General features: G+C 28.9%; 13 protein-coding genes. 1 reads left to right on the forward strand and 12 read right to left on the reverse strand.

The window, feature by feature from the left end; genetic code table 11:
• Positions 1-8 precede the first annotated feature (8 nt).
• The 8 genes from BM119_RS04360 to BM119_RS04395 all read right to left on the reverse strand — a co-directional run bounded on the left by BM119_RS04360 (position 9) and on the right by BM119_RS04395 (position 9,666).
• Positions 9-650, reverse strand: a complete 642-nt coding sequence (locus BM119_RS04360) for a cyclodeaminase/cyclohydrolase family protein (RefSeq protein ID WP_090039234.1) — start codon at positions 648-650, stop codon at positions 9-11.
• A gap of 12 nt (positions 651-662) precedes the next feature.
• Positions 663-2,189 (reverse strand): histidine ammonia-lyase, encoded by a 1,527-nt coding sequence (hutH, locus tag BM119_RS04365; RefSeq protein ID WP_090039235.1) that lies wholly within the window; start codon positions 2,187-2,189, stop codon positions 663-665.
• Positions 2,190-2,531: 342 nt separating this feature from the next.
• On the reverse strand, positions 2,532-3,650 hold the full coding sequence (locus tag BM119_RS04370) for a glycosyltransferase family 4 protein (protein WP_242948313.1): 1,119 nt from the start codon (positions 3,648-3,650) through the stop codon (positions 2,532-2,534).
• Positions 3,651-3,670: 20 nt separating this feature from the next.
• Positions 3,671-4,426 carry a WecB/TagA/CpsF family glycosyltransferase gene (locus tag BM119_RS04375; RefSeq protein ID WP_090039239.1) on the reverse strand — a complete coding sequence of 252 codons (756 nt, stop codon included), beginning with the start codon at positions 4,424-4,426 and terminating at the stop codon, positions 3,671-3,673.
• Entirely contained in the window at positions 4,427-5,473 is a 1,047-nt protein-coding gene (locus tag BM119_RS04380) for a mannose-1-phosphate guanylyltransferase (RefSeq protein ID WP_090039241.1), read from the reverse strand.
• Positions 5,474-5,499: 26 nt separating this feature from the next.
• Positions 5,500-6,585, reverse strand: a complete 1,086-nt coding sequence (locus BM119_RS04385; RefSeq protein WP_090039242.1) for a tetratricopeptide repeat protein — start codon at positions 6,583-6,585, stop codon at positions 5,500-5,502.
• A gap of 121 nt (positions 6,586-6,706) precedes the next feature.
• Positions 6,707-8,434 (reverse strand): phospho-sugar mutase, encoded by a 1,728-nt coding sequence (locus BM119_RS04390; RefSeq protein ID WP_090039244.1) that lies wholly within the window; start codon positions 8,432-8,434, stop codon positions 6,707-6,709.
• Positions 8,435-9,081: 647 nt separating this feature from the next.
• Positions 9,082-9,666, reverse strand: a complete 585-nt coding sequence (locus BM119_RS04395) for a 50S ribosomal protein L25 (RefSeq protein ID WP_090039246.1) — start codon at positions 9,664-9,666, stop codon at positions 9,082-9,084.
• A 186-nt stretch (positions 9,667-9,852) separates the two neighbouring features.
• Here BM119_RS04395 and BM119_RS04400 point away from each other — a divergent pair, with 186 nt between their 5' ends.
• Positions 9,853-11,313, forward strand: coding sequence for an aminotransferase class I/II-fold pyridoxal phosphate-dependent enzyme (locus BM119_RS04400; RefSeq protein ID WP_090039247.1), 1,461 nt, complete (start codon positions 9,853-9,855; stop codon positions 11,311-11,313).
• Positions 11,314-11,416: 103 nt separating this feature from the next.
• On the opposite strand, the gene BM119_RS04405 is transcribed toward BM119_RS04400, so the two are convergent.
• From BM119_RS04405 to BM119_RS04420, 4 genes are all read right to left on the reverse strand, one after another.
• A complete protein-coding gene (locus BM119_RS04405; protein ID WP_090039249.1) occupies positions 11,417-11,986 on the reverse strand; it encodes an indolepyruvate oxidoreductase subunit beta in 570 nt (189 codons plus the stop codon).
• 1 nt (position 11,987) lies between these two features.
• On the reverse strand, positions 11,988-13,751 hold the full coding sequence (gene iorA, locus BM119_RS04410) for an indolepyruvate ferredoxin oxidoreductase subunit alpha (protein ID WP_090039251.1): 1,764 nt from the start codon (positions 13,749-13,751) through the stop codon (positions 11,988-11,990).
• A gap of 41 nt (positions 13,752-13,792) precedes the next feature.
• Entirely contained in the window at positions 13,793-14,689 is an 897-nt protein-coding gene (locus BM119_RS04415) for a phosphate butyryltransferase (RefSeq protein WP_090039253.1), read from the reverse strand.
• A 537-nt stretch (positions 14,690-15,226) separates the two neighbouring features.
• Positions 15,227-16,249 (reverse strand): alpha-hydroxy-acid oxidizing protein, encoded by a 1,023-nt coding sequence (locus tag BM119_RS04420; protein ID WP_090039255.1) that lies wholly within the window; start codon positions 16,247-16,249, stop codon positions 15,227-15,229.
• Positions 16,250-16,523: the final 274 nt, after the last annotated feature.

The raw sequence follows: 16,523 nt of genomic DNA on the forward strand, positions 1-16,523 counted from the left end.
CCCAAATTTTAACCTTCTATTTTCTCATCTGCTATTTTTATAATATCATCTCTTCTATTTCTTCCTGTACTTATTAATTCATTACATCTTTCTTTTAGTACTTTTTTCTTTTCTTCATCACTTACAGATGATAAATTTATTTTAACATTTAAAATAGCACTTTCTAATGATGCTTGAATAAACAGTGCTGCTACACCAGCATCTGATACAGCATTTATATTTCCATATTTAACAGCCACCTCTATTACATCATAAGCTTCATAACAAAGATTAGCCAAGTTATAAGGAACATCTAAAGCACCTTTATAACTCTCATCAATTTTTTCTTTTCTTGCCTTTTTTTCTTCTTCAGTTTCCTTAGGCATTTTAAAAGCTTCCATAACCTTTAAAAAAGCTTCTGTATCATCTTCCATAAGTTGTAGATACTTGTTTTTTAAATCATTAGCTTTAACTAATTTTCCGTCTATTAATTTTTTTGTTTCTTCATCGTAATTATTATAAACTTTTTTCCCAATAGTCAAGCTAAATACCATTGAACCTAATGCAGCCCCTATAGATGCACCTAATGCTGCTACACTTCCTCCGCCTGGAGCTGGAGAATTAGATGATAATTCTCCAACAAAACCTTTTATTGTTAAATCTGATAACATATTTTTTCCTCCCTATAAATTAAAATTAATTTTTTCTTCGACAGCTTTAAGTAATTCACCATTTTTTAGAAGATCAGTACATTTTTCTAATTCATTATACATCAGCTTGTCTTCTTTTATAAATTCTATATGATTTCTTACAGTTTTATAAGCTATTTTAGTTCCTTTTCCTAATTCTATATTTTCTCTAAAATCAATAGCTTGACATGCAGCTAAAATTTCTGTTGCTAAAACTCTTCTAGTATTTTGTATAACCTCTAAAGCTTTTCTTGCTGCAATTGTTCCCATGCTTACATGATCTTCTTGGTTTGCAGAAGATGGTATGGAATCAACTGATGCTGGATGACTTAATACCTTATTTTCAGATACTAGTGCTGCTGCTGCATATTGTGTTATCATAAATCCTGAGTTTAAACCACCATTAGGTGTTAAAAATGCTGGTAAGTCATTTAGCTGATAGTTTATTAATCTTTCTAATCTTCTTTCAGATACATTACCCATTTCTGAAACAGCAATTGCTAAAAAATCAAAAGGAAGTGCCATAGGTTCTCCATGGAAATTACCCCCTGATATAATATCTCCATTTTCTAAAACTATAGGGTTATCAGTTACTGAATTAACTTCTATTTTAATTTTTTCTTTGACATGATTTATTGAGTCTTTTATCGCGCCATGAATTTGAGGTATACATCTTAATGTATATGCATCTTGAACTCTTAGTTCTCCCTGTCTTGTTATAGATGTACTTCCCTCAACTAGGGATAATATGTTTTTTGCTGTGTCAATTTGACCCTTATGTGGTCTTACCTCATGAATCCTCAAGTCGAATGCATCCTTTATTCCTCTTAGAGCCTCTAAAGTTAATGCCCCTGCTATATCACTTAGTTTTACTAAATCTATAGCTTGTTTAAGCGCTATAGCACCAACGCCGGTCATAACTTGAGTTCCATTTATTAAAGCTAGTCCTTCTTTATATGTTAATTCTATTGCTTCTATGTTAGCCATTTTCATAGCTTCTTTTCCATCATAAATATTTCCTTCATATTCAGCAACCCCTTCACCCATCATAGGTAATACCATATGAGATAATGGTGCTAAATCTCCAGATGCTCCCAAAGAACCTTTTTCTGGTATACAAGGATGTACACCTTTATTTAACATTAATAGTAATGTATTTAAAGTTTCTAAGGATATTCCTGAGAAGCCTTTACACAAAGCATTTATTCTAAGTAACATTATGGATCTTGTTATTTCTTTTGACAACATATCTCCAAATCCACAGGAATGGGATAAAATTAAATTTTTTTGTAAAGTCTTGCATTCATCATTAGAAATATTAACATCTGAAAACTTTCCAAATCCAGTTGTTATTCCATATACTACCTTACCTTCTTTTACGATATTTTCTACTATAGTTCTTGATTTTTTTATCTTTTTTATTGCATTTTCATGAATTTCAACTGTTGTACCATATACAGCTACTTGAATTATTTCTTCTAATGTTAAAGTTTCTCCATTTATAATTATTGTATTTTTCATAATGTACCCTCCTATATTTTCCGATTATTGTAATAATTCTGTATTATATAGGAGTTTTCCTTCTTTGAAATCGTTTTTAATTGTCTGAATTTATTTAATGTTTTATCATTTTAAGTCGTTAAAGTCCAATTGATAAATTCATAACAATTATATTATAAATTATTTTTTCTCATTTTACAATAAATTAATACAAAATTCTTGAAATTTATACTTTTTTATATTTTTTTGAAGTTTTTTATTATTATATTAATATTAATATTAGATTACCTATTTTATTCATAATTCTAAATTAATAGACATTACAGAAAATTCTTATACTTCATTCTCCATAATGCCTGTTTTTTAATTAAATATTTTTTTTATATCACAATTTAATTTTTCTATTATTGTATTCCAATCAAATTTTTCTTTACATATGTTATATGTTTTATCACTTTTTGCTTTAAAATCTTCCTCGTTAAGATTTATATATTCTTCAAATGCCTTACTTAAGGAATTAATATCATTTATATCAACAAGTTTTCCATTATTATAATCAACTAATTCTTTTGCAATTCCAACATTTGTTGCAATTATTACATCACCTAAAGCTGCCGCTTCTATGAATGCAATACCAAAACTTTCACAGTCTGAAGTTAATGTAAATATTTTAGCTTTTCTATACTCTTTATATAACTCTTCTCTATTTTCAATATTACCTATAAATTCAACTTTTCCTTTAATTTGGGGATATTTTTCAAAATATCTTTCTATGTGTTTTTCAAATTTTTGCTCTATTGGGCCAATTAATCTTAACTTCCAATTAGTTTTTTCTATATTAGGTATTTGAGCAAAAGCTTCTAGTAAAACATCTGTTTTCTTTTCTTCTGCTCCTATTCTTGCAACATTAAGTATAATGTTTTCTTTTATATTAAAATCATATTTAATATTTTTTGAATTCAAATAATCAAAATCTACCCCATTAGTAACGTGTATTATTTTATTTCTTTGTTTTGGTAATAATTCTTTCAACTGTTCATGTAAACATTTTTGTTCTGCACTCATTAAATCTATTTTATCGAAAAATTTATTTGTAAAAAATAGTCCTATTTTAGACATAGATTTTATTTTATCTGGAAGTTTATGGCTGCAATCTAGTTTTAAGTAAATTTTACCTTTATTATTACTCATTTTATAAGAATATGCATAGAAAACTGAACTTAATGTCACATGAAATATTTGAAGTACATCTATGTTTTTACCATTCTTAACAAGATACCTTGCTCCATCTAAAGAGTAACTTCTAAACATTTTTTTTATAAAATCTATTTTCAGCCCTTTTACTTCATTTTTTAAATAAGGATAATCACCATTTTTATATGTTACTACCGTAGAATCATATCCATAATTTTTGTGAAGCTTATATGGAATCATACCCATATCTTTGACAAGATTAACATTACCTGTCTTTAAATATTCCATATAATATCTCATACTAACACCTACATTCTTTGATTCTTATATTTAAATACTAAAGGAAAAATTTTAAAATCATCTATAAATACTCTTTTAAACATTCTTTTAGGCTCTTTAAAAAATCTATAAAACCCTTCTAGACCTGAGCTTTGCATCCACCTTGGCGCTCTTTTTATATTACCAGCTTGAAAATCTATAGCAGCTCCTATCCCTAATGAAACTGGAACTTTCAGTTCATCTCTATATTTATAAATAAATTTCTCTTGTTTTGGCGCCCCTAGTCCTACAAATAAAATATGTGGCTCAGCTTCATTGACAATATCTATTACCTTTTTTACCTCTTTTTTATCTTCTTCAAATCCATAAGGAGGTGAGTATGTACCCACAACGTTAAGGTTTTTATATTTTTCACACAACTTATCTGCTGCAGTTTTAGCAACACCTTCTGCTGCTCCTAATATAAATATCTTATGTCCATTTATCGCTGCTCTTTCACATATTAATGGAAAAAGATCTGATCCTGATACTTTTTCTTTTATTGGACACTTAAAGTATTTTGAAATCCATATAAGGGGCATACCATCTGTAAGTATTAAATCTGCATTATCATAAACTTCTTTAAATTCTTTATCTTCTTCTAAAAAAACAACATGAGCTACATTAGGAGTTACAACATAGTTATACTTAGATGAATTGGCTAATTTTTCAACCTCATCAACAGCCTCTTTCATATTTATATTATCTACATAAATATTTAATAATTTAATTCTTTCTTTATCCATTTATTCCTCCTGAACTTTATCTTTATAAGAAGATACTTTGTCTATATTATCCATCTTAGTTATCATTATCATATCATCACTTTCAACTACAATTAAATCTTCAACATCTGCTAATATTATCTTCTTATTACTTGAAACCACCATATTATTTTTAGAATTTATAAGTTTTACTTTACCCATCTTAATATTTTCTCTTAAATCCTTTAGATTATATCTACTTATAGCTTTCCAGCTTCCTACGTCATCCCAACCAAGTTCACCATCAATAACATATATATTGTTTATTTTTTCCATTATAGCATAATCTACAGATATATTTTCTGCTTTTTCATATGCTTTTTTTAAATTCTCATCGTATTTCTCCATTGGACCATCATAAACATCTTTTAAAAGATTATAAGTATCTTTTAAGTATTGCCTCATAAGCTCTAAAATATAGTTGCTATTCCATAAAAATATACCACTATTCCATAGAAAATTACCATTTTTTAAATACTCCATAGCTTTATCAATATTCGGTTTTTCAACAAACCTACTTACTTTTTTTAGCCCTCCGTTTAATGATTTTGCATCATATTCTATATATCCATATCCTGTTTCAGGTCTTGTAGGCTTTATTCCTATTGTAACAATTGATTTAGGGTTATTATCTACAAACCCATAGGATTCTCTTATAATTGATACAAATCTCTCCTCATCTCTTACTAAATGATCTGCTGGCAACACTACCATTGAGCTATTCTTAAATTTTTTATTTATTTCAAATGCTGATAAGGCTATACATGGTGCTGTATTTCTTCCCATAGGTTCAAGTATTATATTTTCTTCTGGTATATATGGCAACTGTTCTTGTATATATTTTTTATACTCTTCACATGTCACTATAAATATCCTCTCATATGGAATTACCCTATGGATTCTATTTACTGTCATTTGAATCATTGTTTCTTCACCTAAAAGGCTTAAAAATTGCTTAGGTTTATTTTCTGTAGATAATGGCCAAAATCTAGTTCCCTTTCCTCCTGCCATTATTAATGCACATAGCATATTTTACACTCCTTTAGTCTTTAGTCCTAATTTTTTATCATTTCTTTTATTTCTGATACAATTTCATCATCTGGATCTATCTTTTCCGCTATATCTAAATGAAGTTTTGCATCTTTTTTATTTCCAAGTTTTATATAACACATAGCTATGTTTGTACATATCTCCAAGCTTTTTGTAACTTGAAAAACTTTTTTAAAATATTCAATAGCCTTCTCATAATATCCTAAAGATGCATAATTAAGACCTAATTCATTAAGTGGTTCTGCAAAGGCACTATCTATTCTTAATGCATCATTTAAATAAAATATTGCTTTTTCATGAAGTCCAAGTACTCTGTATGATACTGCTAAATGATAATATAATAATGGATTATCTGAAAATTCTTCTATTAGTGGTGAAAGGAGTTTTATAGCCTCCTTAGGTGCTTCATATACTAAGTTTTTTCCCTTTTCATAATTAACTGCATTTTCAAGCCAATTTCTAAAATTTAAAATTTCACCTGTTTTTTCTCCACCTTTATTTAAATACTTATCTAAATTTATCAATGAAAGTTCATACTCTTCTTTATCTCTAAAAATTATAGATTTATATAAATATGGGCTTGCAATATTGCTATAATTTATAAATTCCTCTATAATTTCTTCTTCTATTTCTGTAAACTTATCATTATTTTCTCTTATTGCTTCACAAATTGTTAAAGCTTTTTCAAATATATCATCACTTTTATCTATAATTAAAAGACCATTTATTAGTATAAAAGCCTTTTCTAAATCATTTTCTTTTACACTTTGCGCTATTTTCTTTTTAATGAAATCTTTAGATGAAGGTATATTATTTAATATATCTATGTATATGCCATTATATTTAAAATTAATGTCTGCTCCCATAGCAAAAAACATGCCTTCTATAAATGTAGTAATTGGTATATTGTTAATTTTGTTTTTATCATTTATATTATTAGCTAAGTAATTTGTATCCACTGGAACAAAAATATCATTTAGCTCTTTATATTTTTTAATATCAACTTTAAAGATATCTTTTAAAGCTTCTTCTTTTAATTGCAAGAATAACATACCAGAAAGTCTTTCCCTTAGCTTTGATTTATAATTCATTTGGTTCAATCCTTCCTTAATTTAAATCTTATATAAAATACAAATACTATTATAACCATTTTGAAAATTTTTTTCTATAATAAAAACTTAAGCCCCTCTTAAAAATTGGAGGGGCTTTTTTCTAATTTAATCCTTCTTTTATTATTTTCATTATGCTCTCTTTAAAAATTCCTATTTTTTCTTCTGAATCTTCAAAGGAATTTCCCTTAACTGAAAGATATACTTTCATTTTTGGTTCAGTGCCTGATGGTCTTACAACAAACCAAGAATCATCCTCTAACACAAACTTCAAAACATTAGATTTAGGCAAATCAATTATATTTTCTTCAATTTTAACCAAATCCTTTTCAATGCTTAATTTATAATCTTGTTTCTTAATTATATTTATTCCATTAATTTGTGTTTTCATAGAATGTCTTAAGTGTTCTATACAATTAGCTATTTTTTCTTGACCTTCTTTTCCTTGAAGCTCTAAAGAAACTAAACTTTCTTTAAAATATCCATATTTATCATATAAATCTGTAAGAGCTTCATATAAATTTTTTCCTTGCTTTTTATAATAAAGAGTCATCTCACATATTAAAGCTGCTGTTACTACTGCATCCTTATCTCTTACAAAAGTTCCTGCTAGGTAACCATAGCTTTCCTCAAAACCAAATAAATATGATTTATCTTTGTTTATTTCAAATTCCTTTATCTTTTCTCCTATATATTTAAATCCAGTTAAGACATCAATAAGCTCAACATTATAATCCTTAGAAATATTTCTTACAGCTTCTGTTGTTACTATAGTCTTAATAACAACTCCATTGTTTGGCAGTTTATCTTCTTCTTTTAATGAACTTAATATATAATGAGTTAAAAGCAGTCCTGTTTGATTTCCAGTTAAAACCTTATACTGTCCACTGTTATCTTTAGCAACTACCCCTATTCTATCGCAGTCTGGATCTGTTCCAAATATTATATCTGGGTTTATATTTTTAGCCATATCTAACGCTAATTCAAATACCTTAGGCTCCTCTGGATTTGGATATGCTACAGTTGGAAATGTACCATCTGGCATCTCTTGTTCTTTTACAACCTTAAGATTTTCATACCCTAGTTCCTTTAATACAGTTCTTACCGGAACATTACCTGATCCATGTATTGGAGTATATATTATATTTAAATTTTTAGCTTCTTCATTTATAAGCTGTTTTCTTATTGATAAAGCCTTAACTTTTTCTATGTATGCCTTATCAACTTCTTCTCCCACGTATTGTAAAAGATTTTTAGATATCGCTTCTTCTTCATTTATAGTCATTATATTTTCAAAATCATTTATACTATTCACACATTCTATTATCTCTTTAGCTGCTGTATCCGTTACTTGTCCACCATCATCGCCGTACACCTTGTACCCATTATATTTCTTAGGATTATGTGATGCTGTAATTACAACGCCACCTTTGCAATTTAAGTGTCTTACTGCAAATGAAAGCATAGGTGTTGGTCTTAAAGAATCAAATAAGTAAACCTTTATATTATTGGCAGCAAAGTTTAATGCTGCAGCTTTAGCAAACTCTTTAGCCATTATTCTTGAGTCATAAGCTATTGCAACAGATGATGTTTCATATTTTTTATTTAGGTAATCTGAAAAACCTTGAGTTGCTTTACCTACTGTGTATATATTCATTCTATTACTTCCAGCTCCTATAATGCCACGAAGTCCTCCTGTACCAAATTCAAGGTCTTTATAAAATCTATCTTCTATTTCAGTATTATCTTCAATACTTTTAAGTTCTTTTTTTGTTTCTTCATCAATATGGTTTGAGTTTAACCATAAATTATATTTGTCTAAATAAGTCATAAATATTCCTCCTATTGACATACCATTGCTTTTTTTAATTTCTCTCAATGATAAACATCTAGTATAACTTCATTCTATATGTTGTTATAAATTAAAGCTATAAACTATGAAAATATAATGTAATTTTAAGCTCCATAATTCAAGTGAAATTTACCTATTGATATACTCTATAACACTTTAGCAAAATTAGCACAATCCTTTTCTTGAGAACATATTATTTAAAAATAAAACTTCCCCTAAATCTAACAATAATTAATCTAAAGGCTTACAGATATAGTTTACAATAAATGTTTTCAATCAACAAGAGAAACCTTCTTACATATATTTTAATTAGCGTAAATATATTATAATACTGTTGTACTACTAGGGCAAGATTTATAATGTTATAACACTAAAAAAATGTATACGCCATTTTTAAGTGACAAGTTATGGTTGAAAACCACAGGTTTTCTTAAAATATTTTTTATTTTAGAAACCTTCTGTAGGAAGATTTCACCCTTAACTTTTAACTTATAACTTGTCACTAATTAAAACTCTCTTTAACCCTAGGTTTTATCAGCATTTTAGGATAAAAATTTTTTATACTTTCCTGTACATGTACAAAGGGTTAGATACTTAATATATCTAACCCTTAATTTATATAAACATTACTTTGTATCTTTCTCTTTTTCTGTTTCTTCTGCCTTAGTACCTACATAGCTTATTGATGCAACTGTACTATTAACATCATCTAAAACACTTATTTCTGATCCAAACTCTACATCACCAACTTTTATGGCTGTTCCTATTTCATCCTTCTTAAAGCTAACATCTATATGATCTGGTACATTATTTACAGAACACCTCACTTTAATAGATGCTTTTTCTTTTTGGACTATTCCACCGTAATTTGAAATTAAATCCTCATTTAAGAATCTTATTGGAATGTCTGTTTCAATCTTTTCATCTTTATTAATATCTTCTAAATCAATATGAATTACTTTTTTACTAAACGGATCTCTTTGGACTTCTTTTATTAAAGCCTTATGTTCTTTTCCCTCCAAAGAAACATTTACAACTCCAAACTCTCCATGATTTGCAATTTCTTTATCTAGATCCATTTCACTTACTTCAAATAAAAAATTATTCATTAAAGCTCCATACATAACTCCCGGAACTTTTCCTTGTCTACGTACTTTTCTAGCACTATGAGTTGAATTTTTATCTCTCTTATTAATTACTAAAGTCTCCATATTTATCCCTCCTTTTAAGTATTGTTGCCATAAGCATTTTTCTTATACATACAATTTCATATTTTTATAAAATTCCCGCTGTTATGAAAATCCTTTTTTTATTGCATTCCTAATATGTTTACCTTATAATGATACTATTGTTTTATCACCAGAAATAAAATCTAGAGAAGAGGGGGCCAAGTTTAGGTGTATAAATTAAATCAAAATGAAACTCCATTATTTGATGCTTTAATGGAGTATGTTAATAGAGAAACTATACCATTTCATGTTCCTGGTCATAAAAAGGGTCAAGGAATAGATGAAGAATTTAAAAGTTTTATTGGAGAGAATCCTTTTAAAATTGATGTTACTGTTTTCAAATTAGTTGACAGTTTGCATCATCCAACTGGAGCTATAAAAAAAGCTCAAGAGCTTGCTGCTGATGCATATGGATCTGATGCTGCTTTTTTCTCAATTCATGGAACTTCTGGAGCAATACAGGCTATGATTATGTCTGTAGTTAAATCTGGAGAAAAAATAATTATTCCAAGAAATGTTCATAAGTCAGTTACTGCTGGAATAATTCTTAGTGGTGCAAGTCCTGTTTATATGCAACCAGAACTTGATAAAAAACTTGGAATTGCTCATAGTGTTACCCCTGAAACAGTTAAGGATACTTTAAAAGAACACCCTGATGCAAAGGCTGTTTTAATTATTAATCCTACTTATTATGGTGTAGCTACGGACATTAAAACTATAGCTGATATAGTTCATGAATATGATATTCCACTTATTGTTGATGAAGCCCATGGACCTCATTTAAAATTTAATGACAAGTTACCTGTATCTGCAATTGAGGCTGGCGCTGATATATGTGCTCAAAGTACTCATAAAATAATAAGTGCTTTAACTCAAAGCTCTCTTCTTCAAGTTAAGTCAAAATATATTGATGTTGCTAGAGTTCAGCAAGTATTAAACTTACTTCAAACTACATCACCATCATATATACTAATGGCTTCTTTAGACTGTGCAAGACGTCAAATAGCACTTAATGGAAAAGAGCTTCTTGATAAAGCTATAGAGCTTTCAACATATGCAAGATGTGAAATAAATAAAATACCTGGATTTTATTGTTTTGGTGAAGAAATTATAGGTAATCCTGGAGTCCATGCTTTAGATCCTACTAAAATTACAATTACATGTAGAGATTTAGGCATAACTGGATATGATCTAGATATGATATTATCAAATAAATACCATATACAATTTGAACTTTCAGATTTATATAATGTTTTAGCTGTTGGTTCATTTGGTGATACCAAAGAAAATATTGATACACTATTAAATGCTCTTAAAGAAATAAGTTCTGAATATATGGGTAAATCAAATAAGAAACCGGATTTCTTAGATATTCCTGATATTCCTGAACAAAAGATGATTCCAAGGGATGCATTTAATTCTGTAAAAGAATCATTAACTCTTAGAGAATCAATAGGACATATAAGTGGTGAATTCTTACTTGCTTATCCTCCTGGAATTCCAGTGCTTTGTCCTGGTGAGATTATCTCTAATAGTATTATTGATTATGTTGAAGATTTAAAATCTGTTGGTCTTTATGTTCAAGGAACTGAAGATCCAAAAGTTGAATATATAAAAGTTGTAAAATAAAAATAAGGCACATGAAAAAAATAACAAGTCAAATATGCTAGCATACTGACTTGTTATTTTTTTGAATGTACCTAAAGCTTAGTAAAAATACCAAGCTTTATTTTTATGCTTCTAGTCCTAGTTTCAATGCTTTTAAATTAAGGTCAACTATTTTTGATGGTACATTCTCTTTAACTATTTCTTCCCAATCAATATCTGTTAACTCTAATGCTTTTATTAAAGCTCCAAGTAAAACCACATTTTGTGCTTTTATATTTCCAAGACTTTCAGCAATTTCAGCTGCATTTATTATAATAGTCTTCTTCACTGTATTCTTTAACGCTTCATTTACATTTTCAGGGTATTTTTCATTTCCTGTTGTTACTGTAATTGGATATATTTCATAGTTATTAACAACTAAGCTTCCATCTTCCTTTAAATAACTTATCCATCTTGCCGCTTCACTCTTTTCAAAAGCTACTATTACATCTGCTGTCCCTTCTTCTATTAATGGAGAATACACCCTTTTGCCAAATCTAACTTGAGTAGACACATTTCCTCCTCTTTGTGCCATACCATGAACTTCTGACATTTTAACATCATACCCAGCCTTTAAAACACCTTGTGTTAAAATTTTAGATGCAAGTATAGTTCCTTGTCCTCCAACTCCTACAAATAATATACTCTTATCCATTTTATTCACCCACCTTTTCTATTGCCCCAAACTTACAGGCTTGTTTACATATTTCACATCCATTACACGCATTGTGATCTATTCTTGTCTTTCCATCTTTATCTTGACTAAGTGCTGGACATCCAGTTTTTAAGCACGCCTTACATTTTACACACTTTTCTTTTATAACTCTACATTTTAATTTTGCTCTTCTCTTTGAGACTTCTTTTATTAATGCACATGGTTGTTTTGTTATTATAACAAAAGGTTCTGAACTATTATAAGCTTCTTTAACTGCATCTTCAGTTTGTTTTAAATTATATGGATCTACAACTCTTAAATTTTCTTTTTTAATACCTATAGATAATACTAAGCTTTCTATATCAACCATAGGTGCTTCTTTACCTTGCAAAGTCTTTCCTGAACCTGGGTTTTCTTGATGCCCTGTCATACCTGTTATTCTATTATCTAATATACATGTAACTATTGGAATATTATTATAAACAGAATTAATAAGTCCAGTTACACCTGAATGGAAGAAAGTAGAGTCTCCTATAAAAGAGAAAACTTTTGCCTGTTCTCCTGCCATTTGCCTAGCTTTTTGTATTCCAAGTCCAGCTGATATTGATGCTCCCATACATATAACTGTATCAGTTACACTTAATGGTGCAACCATTCCTAATGTATAACATCCTATATCACCAGTAGCTATTACATTCTTCATTTTAGATATAGTATAGAACATTCCCCTATGAGGACATCCTGCACACAAAACTGGAGGTCTTGTTGGTGCCTTTACATCTATTGAATATGATTTTTCAACTTGATTATTTAATATACCTTTTCTTATTATTTCTGGATTCAATTCTCCACATATTGGAATAACTTCCTTACCAATGCATTCTATTCCCATAGCTTTAATAAATGTTTCTATATAAGGTTCATTTTCTTCTACTACGTAAAGTTTTTCTACTTTTTCACTGAAATCTTTGATTAATTTATCAGGAAGCGGATGAGTAAATCCTAATTTCAAATAGGATACATCATCACCAAAGACTTCCTTAGCATATTGATAACTTATTCCACTAGTAATTATTCCTATTTTTCTGTTATTCATTTCAGTTCTATTAAGAGGAGTTCTGTTAGAATATTCCCTAAGTTTTTCTAACCTCTCTTCTACCTCATAATGCTTTGTTCTGGCATGAGCTGGTGTCATAATATATTTTTTTATATTCTTTTCATATTTTTTTACTGGTACAGAAACTTTTTCACCTAATTCAACAATACTCTTAGAGTGAGAAACTCTAGTTGTACTTCTAAATAAAACTACAGTATCATATTCTTCACTTATTTTGTAAGCTTCTATCATAAAGTCTTTACACTCTTGAGAATCTGATGGTTCAACTAATGCTATTTTAGAATGCTTAGCATATAATCTATTATCTTGTTCATTTTGTGATGAGTGCATCCCTGGATCATCAGCACTTACAACCACAAAACCTCCATTAACTCCCTCATAAGCCATAGTAAATAATGGATCTGCTGCTACATTAAGTCCAACATGTTTCATTGTACTTAAGCTTCTTGCACCACCAATAGATGCTCCTGATGCAACTTCAAAGGCAACCTTCTCATTTGGTGCCCATTCTGCATATACCCCATCATATAATGCAAAATTTTCTAGTATTTCTGTACTTGGAGTGCCTGGATAAGCAGAAGCTATAACACAACCCGCTTCATAGGCACCCCTAGCAATGGCTTCATTACCACTCATTATTTTTTTCATTATATATATCCCCCTTATATAAATAAACCTTTTATGTTAATTTATTCTACAATAGCTCCTAATGCTATTGAGTATAACTTTGATTTAGCAGTGTCTGCTCTTGAAACTAATACAATTGGACATTTTGCCCCCATTACAATTCCTGCACTTTCTGCATTTCCAAAGTAAGTTAATGATTTACCAAGTAAATTTCCCGCTTCAATATTTGGAACTAATAATATATCTGCATCTCCAGCAACTTCACTAACTATTCCTTTATGTTTAGCGGCCTCTAATGATATTGCATTATCTAAAGCTAATGGTCCGTCTATTACACAATCTTTAATTTGTCCTCTTTTATTCATAGAACTTAAGATGGATGCGTCTATTGTTGCCGTCATAGATTGATTCACAACCTCTACAGCACAAAGTGGAGCAACTTTAGGCATGTCTATCCCAACAGCATTAGCTACCTTAACCGCATTATCTATTATTCCAATTTTATCCTTAAGCTCAGGATAAGGTACCATTCCCCCATCTGTTAAGAATAGTAATTTGTGATAGTTCTGTGTTTCGTAAAGCATTACATGAGATAATAAACTCTTTCCTCTTAATCCAAATTCTTTATTTAATACAGCCTTTAATAAATCTGCAGTAGAAAGCATTCCTTTCATTATAAAATCAGCTTTATTAGTACTTACAAGTTTTACAGCTTCTTCTGCTGCTTTTTTATCATTTTTAACATTAACTATTTCTAATCCTTTTAAGTCCCAATTTTCTTCTTTACAAATTTGTTCTATTTTTTCTTTATCCCCAACCAATATAGCATTAATTATTCCTATAGAAACCCCACTTAGAACTGCTTTTAAAACTTCCTTATCTTGAGCTACTGCTACAGACAAGATTTTTTTATTTTTATTCTTAGCTAATTCTATAAGATTCTCTAGACTTTTAATCATAAAATTACCCCTCTCTAATACAAAAACAAGTTTATTTTTCTCCAATATATTGTTATTTATAGTAATTTTTAATTATTATTTCATATTTTTAGTATAATATATGTAATAAGTTTGTCAATTTAATCTGTTAAAGCTTTTTATTATTTTTTTAATATTACTCAGTAAATCTTCACTTATTTCTTAATACATCCCCGTATTATAAGCATGCACTGAAATTATGTTAATTTTATAAATATTTTTAAAATTTAGTTTTCTCGTTGTATCATATACGTTTTTTATTTAGAATAGTACTATAAGGTATAAAAATTTAGGATGAGATTACACTTAAGACTACTAAATACCTTTTAAATGAGGTGAGTGATTATAGTGCCAAAAACTATAAGATTTGCTCCTCCATTAATAATCACTGGGGATAAAATAGATCATTCTCTTGAAATAATAAAAAAATTTCATGTGATTAATTGCATGAATATTCAGTAATTTAAAAAGAAAGAGGTACAAATTTTAATTTGTATCCTCTTATAAATTATATATTGGCTATCTATTTTTATAAATTATTCTTTCATCTATATCTTCTATTGACTTACATCCAGTAAGAATCATTGCAACTTTCAAATCATTATACAACGTATCTATATATGATTTTACGCCTTCACTACCTTCACCAAAAGATGCTGTTACAAATGGTCTTCCTATAAGTACTGCATCAGCTCCAAGAGCTATCATTTTTAATATATCCACACCATTTCTAACTCCACCATCTGCAAATATTTTTATTTTTCCTTTTACAGCTTTAGCTATTTCAGGTAAAACCTCTGCAACACCTGGAGTTTGATCTAAGACTCTTCCCCCATGATTAGATACAACTATAGCATCTGCCCCTGTTTCTACCGCAAGCTTTGCTTCATCTATAGTCATGATTCCCTTTAATATAAACGGCAATTTTGTAGATTCTACTATTTCTTTTATTTCATCTACAGTCTTAGGATATACAGGCTTTCCATGCATTGCTAATGTTATTAATCCACATGCATCTATATCCATTCCCACAGCATAACATCCTGCTGCTTCTGCCATTTTTATTTTTTCTATTACATTTTTATTTTCCCAAGGTTTTATTATTGCTATTCCCTGTCCATTAAACTCTTTTACTTCTTCTAAATTGTCAATTAAGAATGAATCTAAAGCTGAATCTCCAACCATTGTATATATTTCTGAATTAACGCATCCTTCTATAACAGAATGTATGTATTCTTTTTCTGTTAACTTTCCTCCCATATTTAAGACTGTACCTGTAACTGGTGCAGCAAATACAGGTAATTTTATATTTTTCCCAAAAATATCAACTGAAAGTTTAGGATCTTTAACATCATGTATTACTCTCATATTAATTTTATACTTTTCTAATGCATTAATATTCTCCATAAATGCACTTCCTGTAGATTTCCCTCCCATTCCTGGAACTTCACCAACACAGGCTTTTCCATCGCATACTTTACAAACTCTACAACTTCCATTTAAATTTTCTCTAGCATTTTTTAAAACATCTTTATAATTCACTTTTTGTCCCCCCCTGATTTTTAAACTTATAAATATAATTATATATGTTATATATGAAAAAGTGAACCTTGTCTAAATATATATAAAGTGGCTATGCCATTTTTAAGTGACAAGTTGAGGTTAAAAACACATGTTTTCTTAAAAATACTTTTTCCTTCACTCTCAAATTTCAACTAAAAAAGACTATACATGTTTAATATTTTTTAAGTTATCTGCATATTGAAAATCTATAATTCCTATAAAGTAAATAAGGCTAAGTTTTTCTATCGAAAAA

The organism is Clostridium frigidicarnis, assembly GCF_900111985.1.
Lineage (GTDB): Bacteria > Bacillota > Clostridia > Clostridiales > Clostridiaceae > Clostridium_Z > Clostridium_Z frigidicarnis.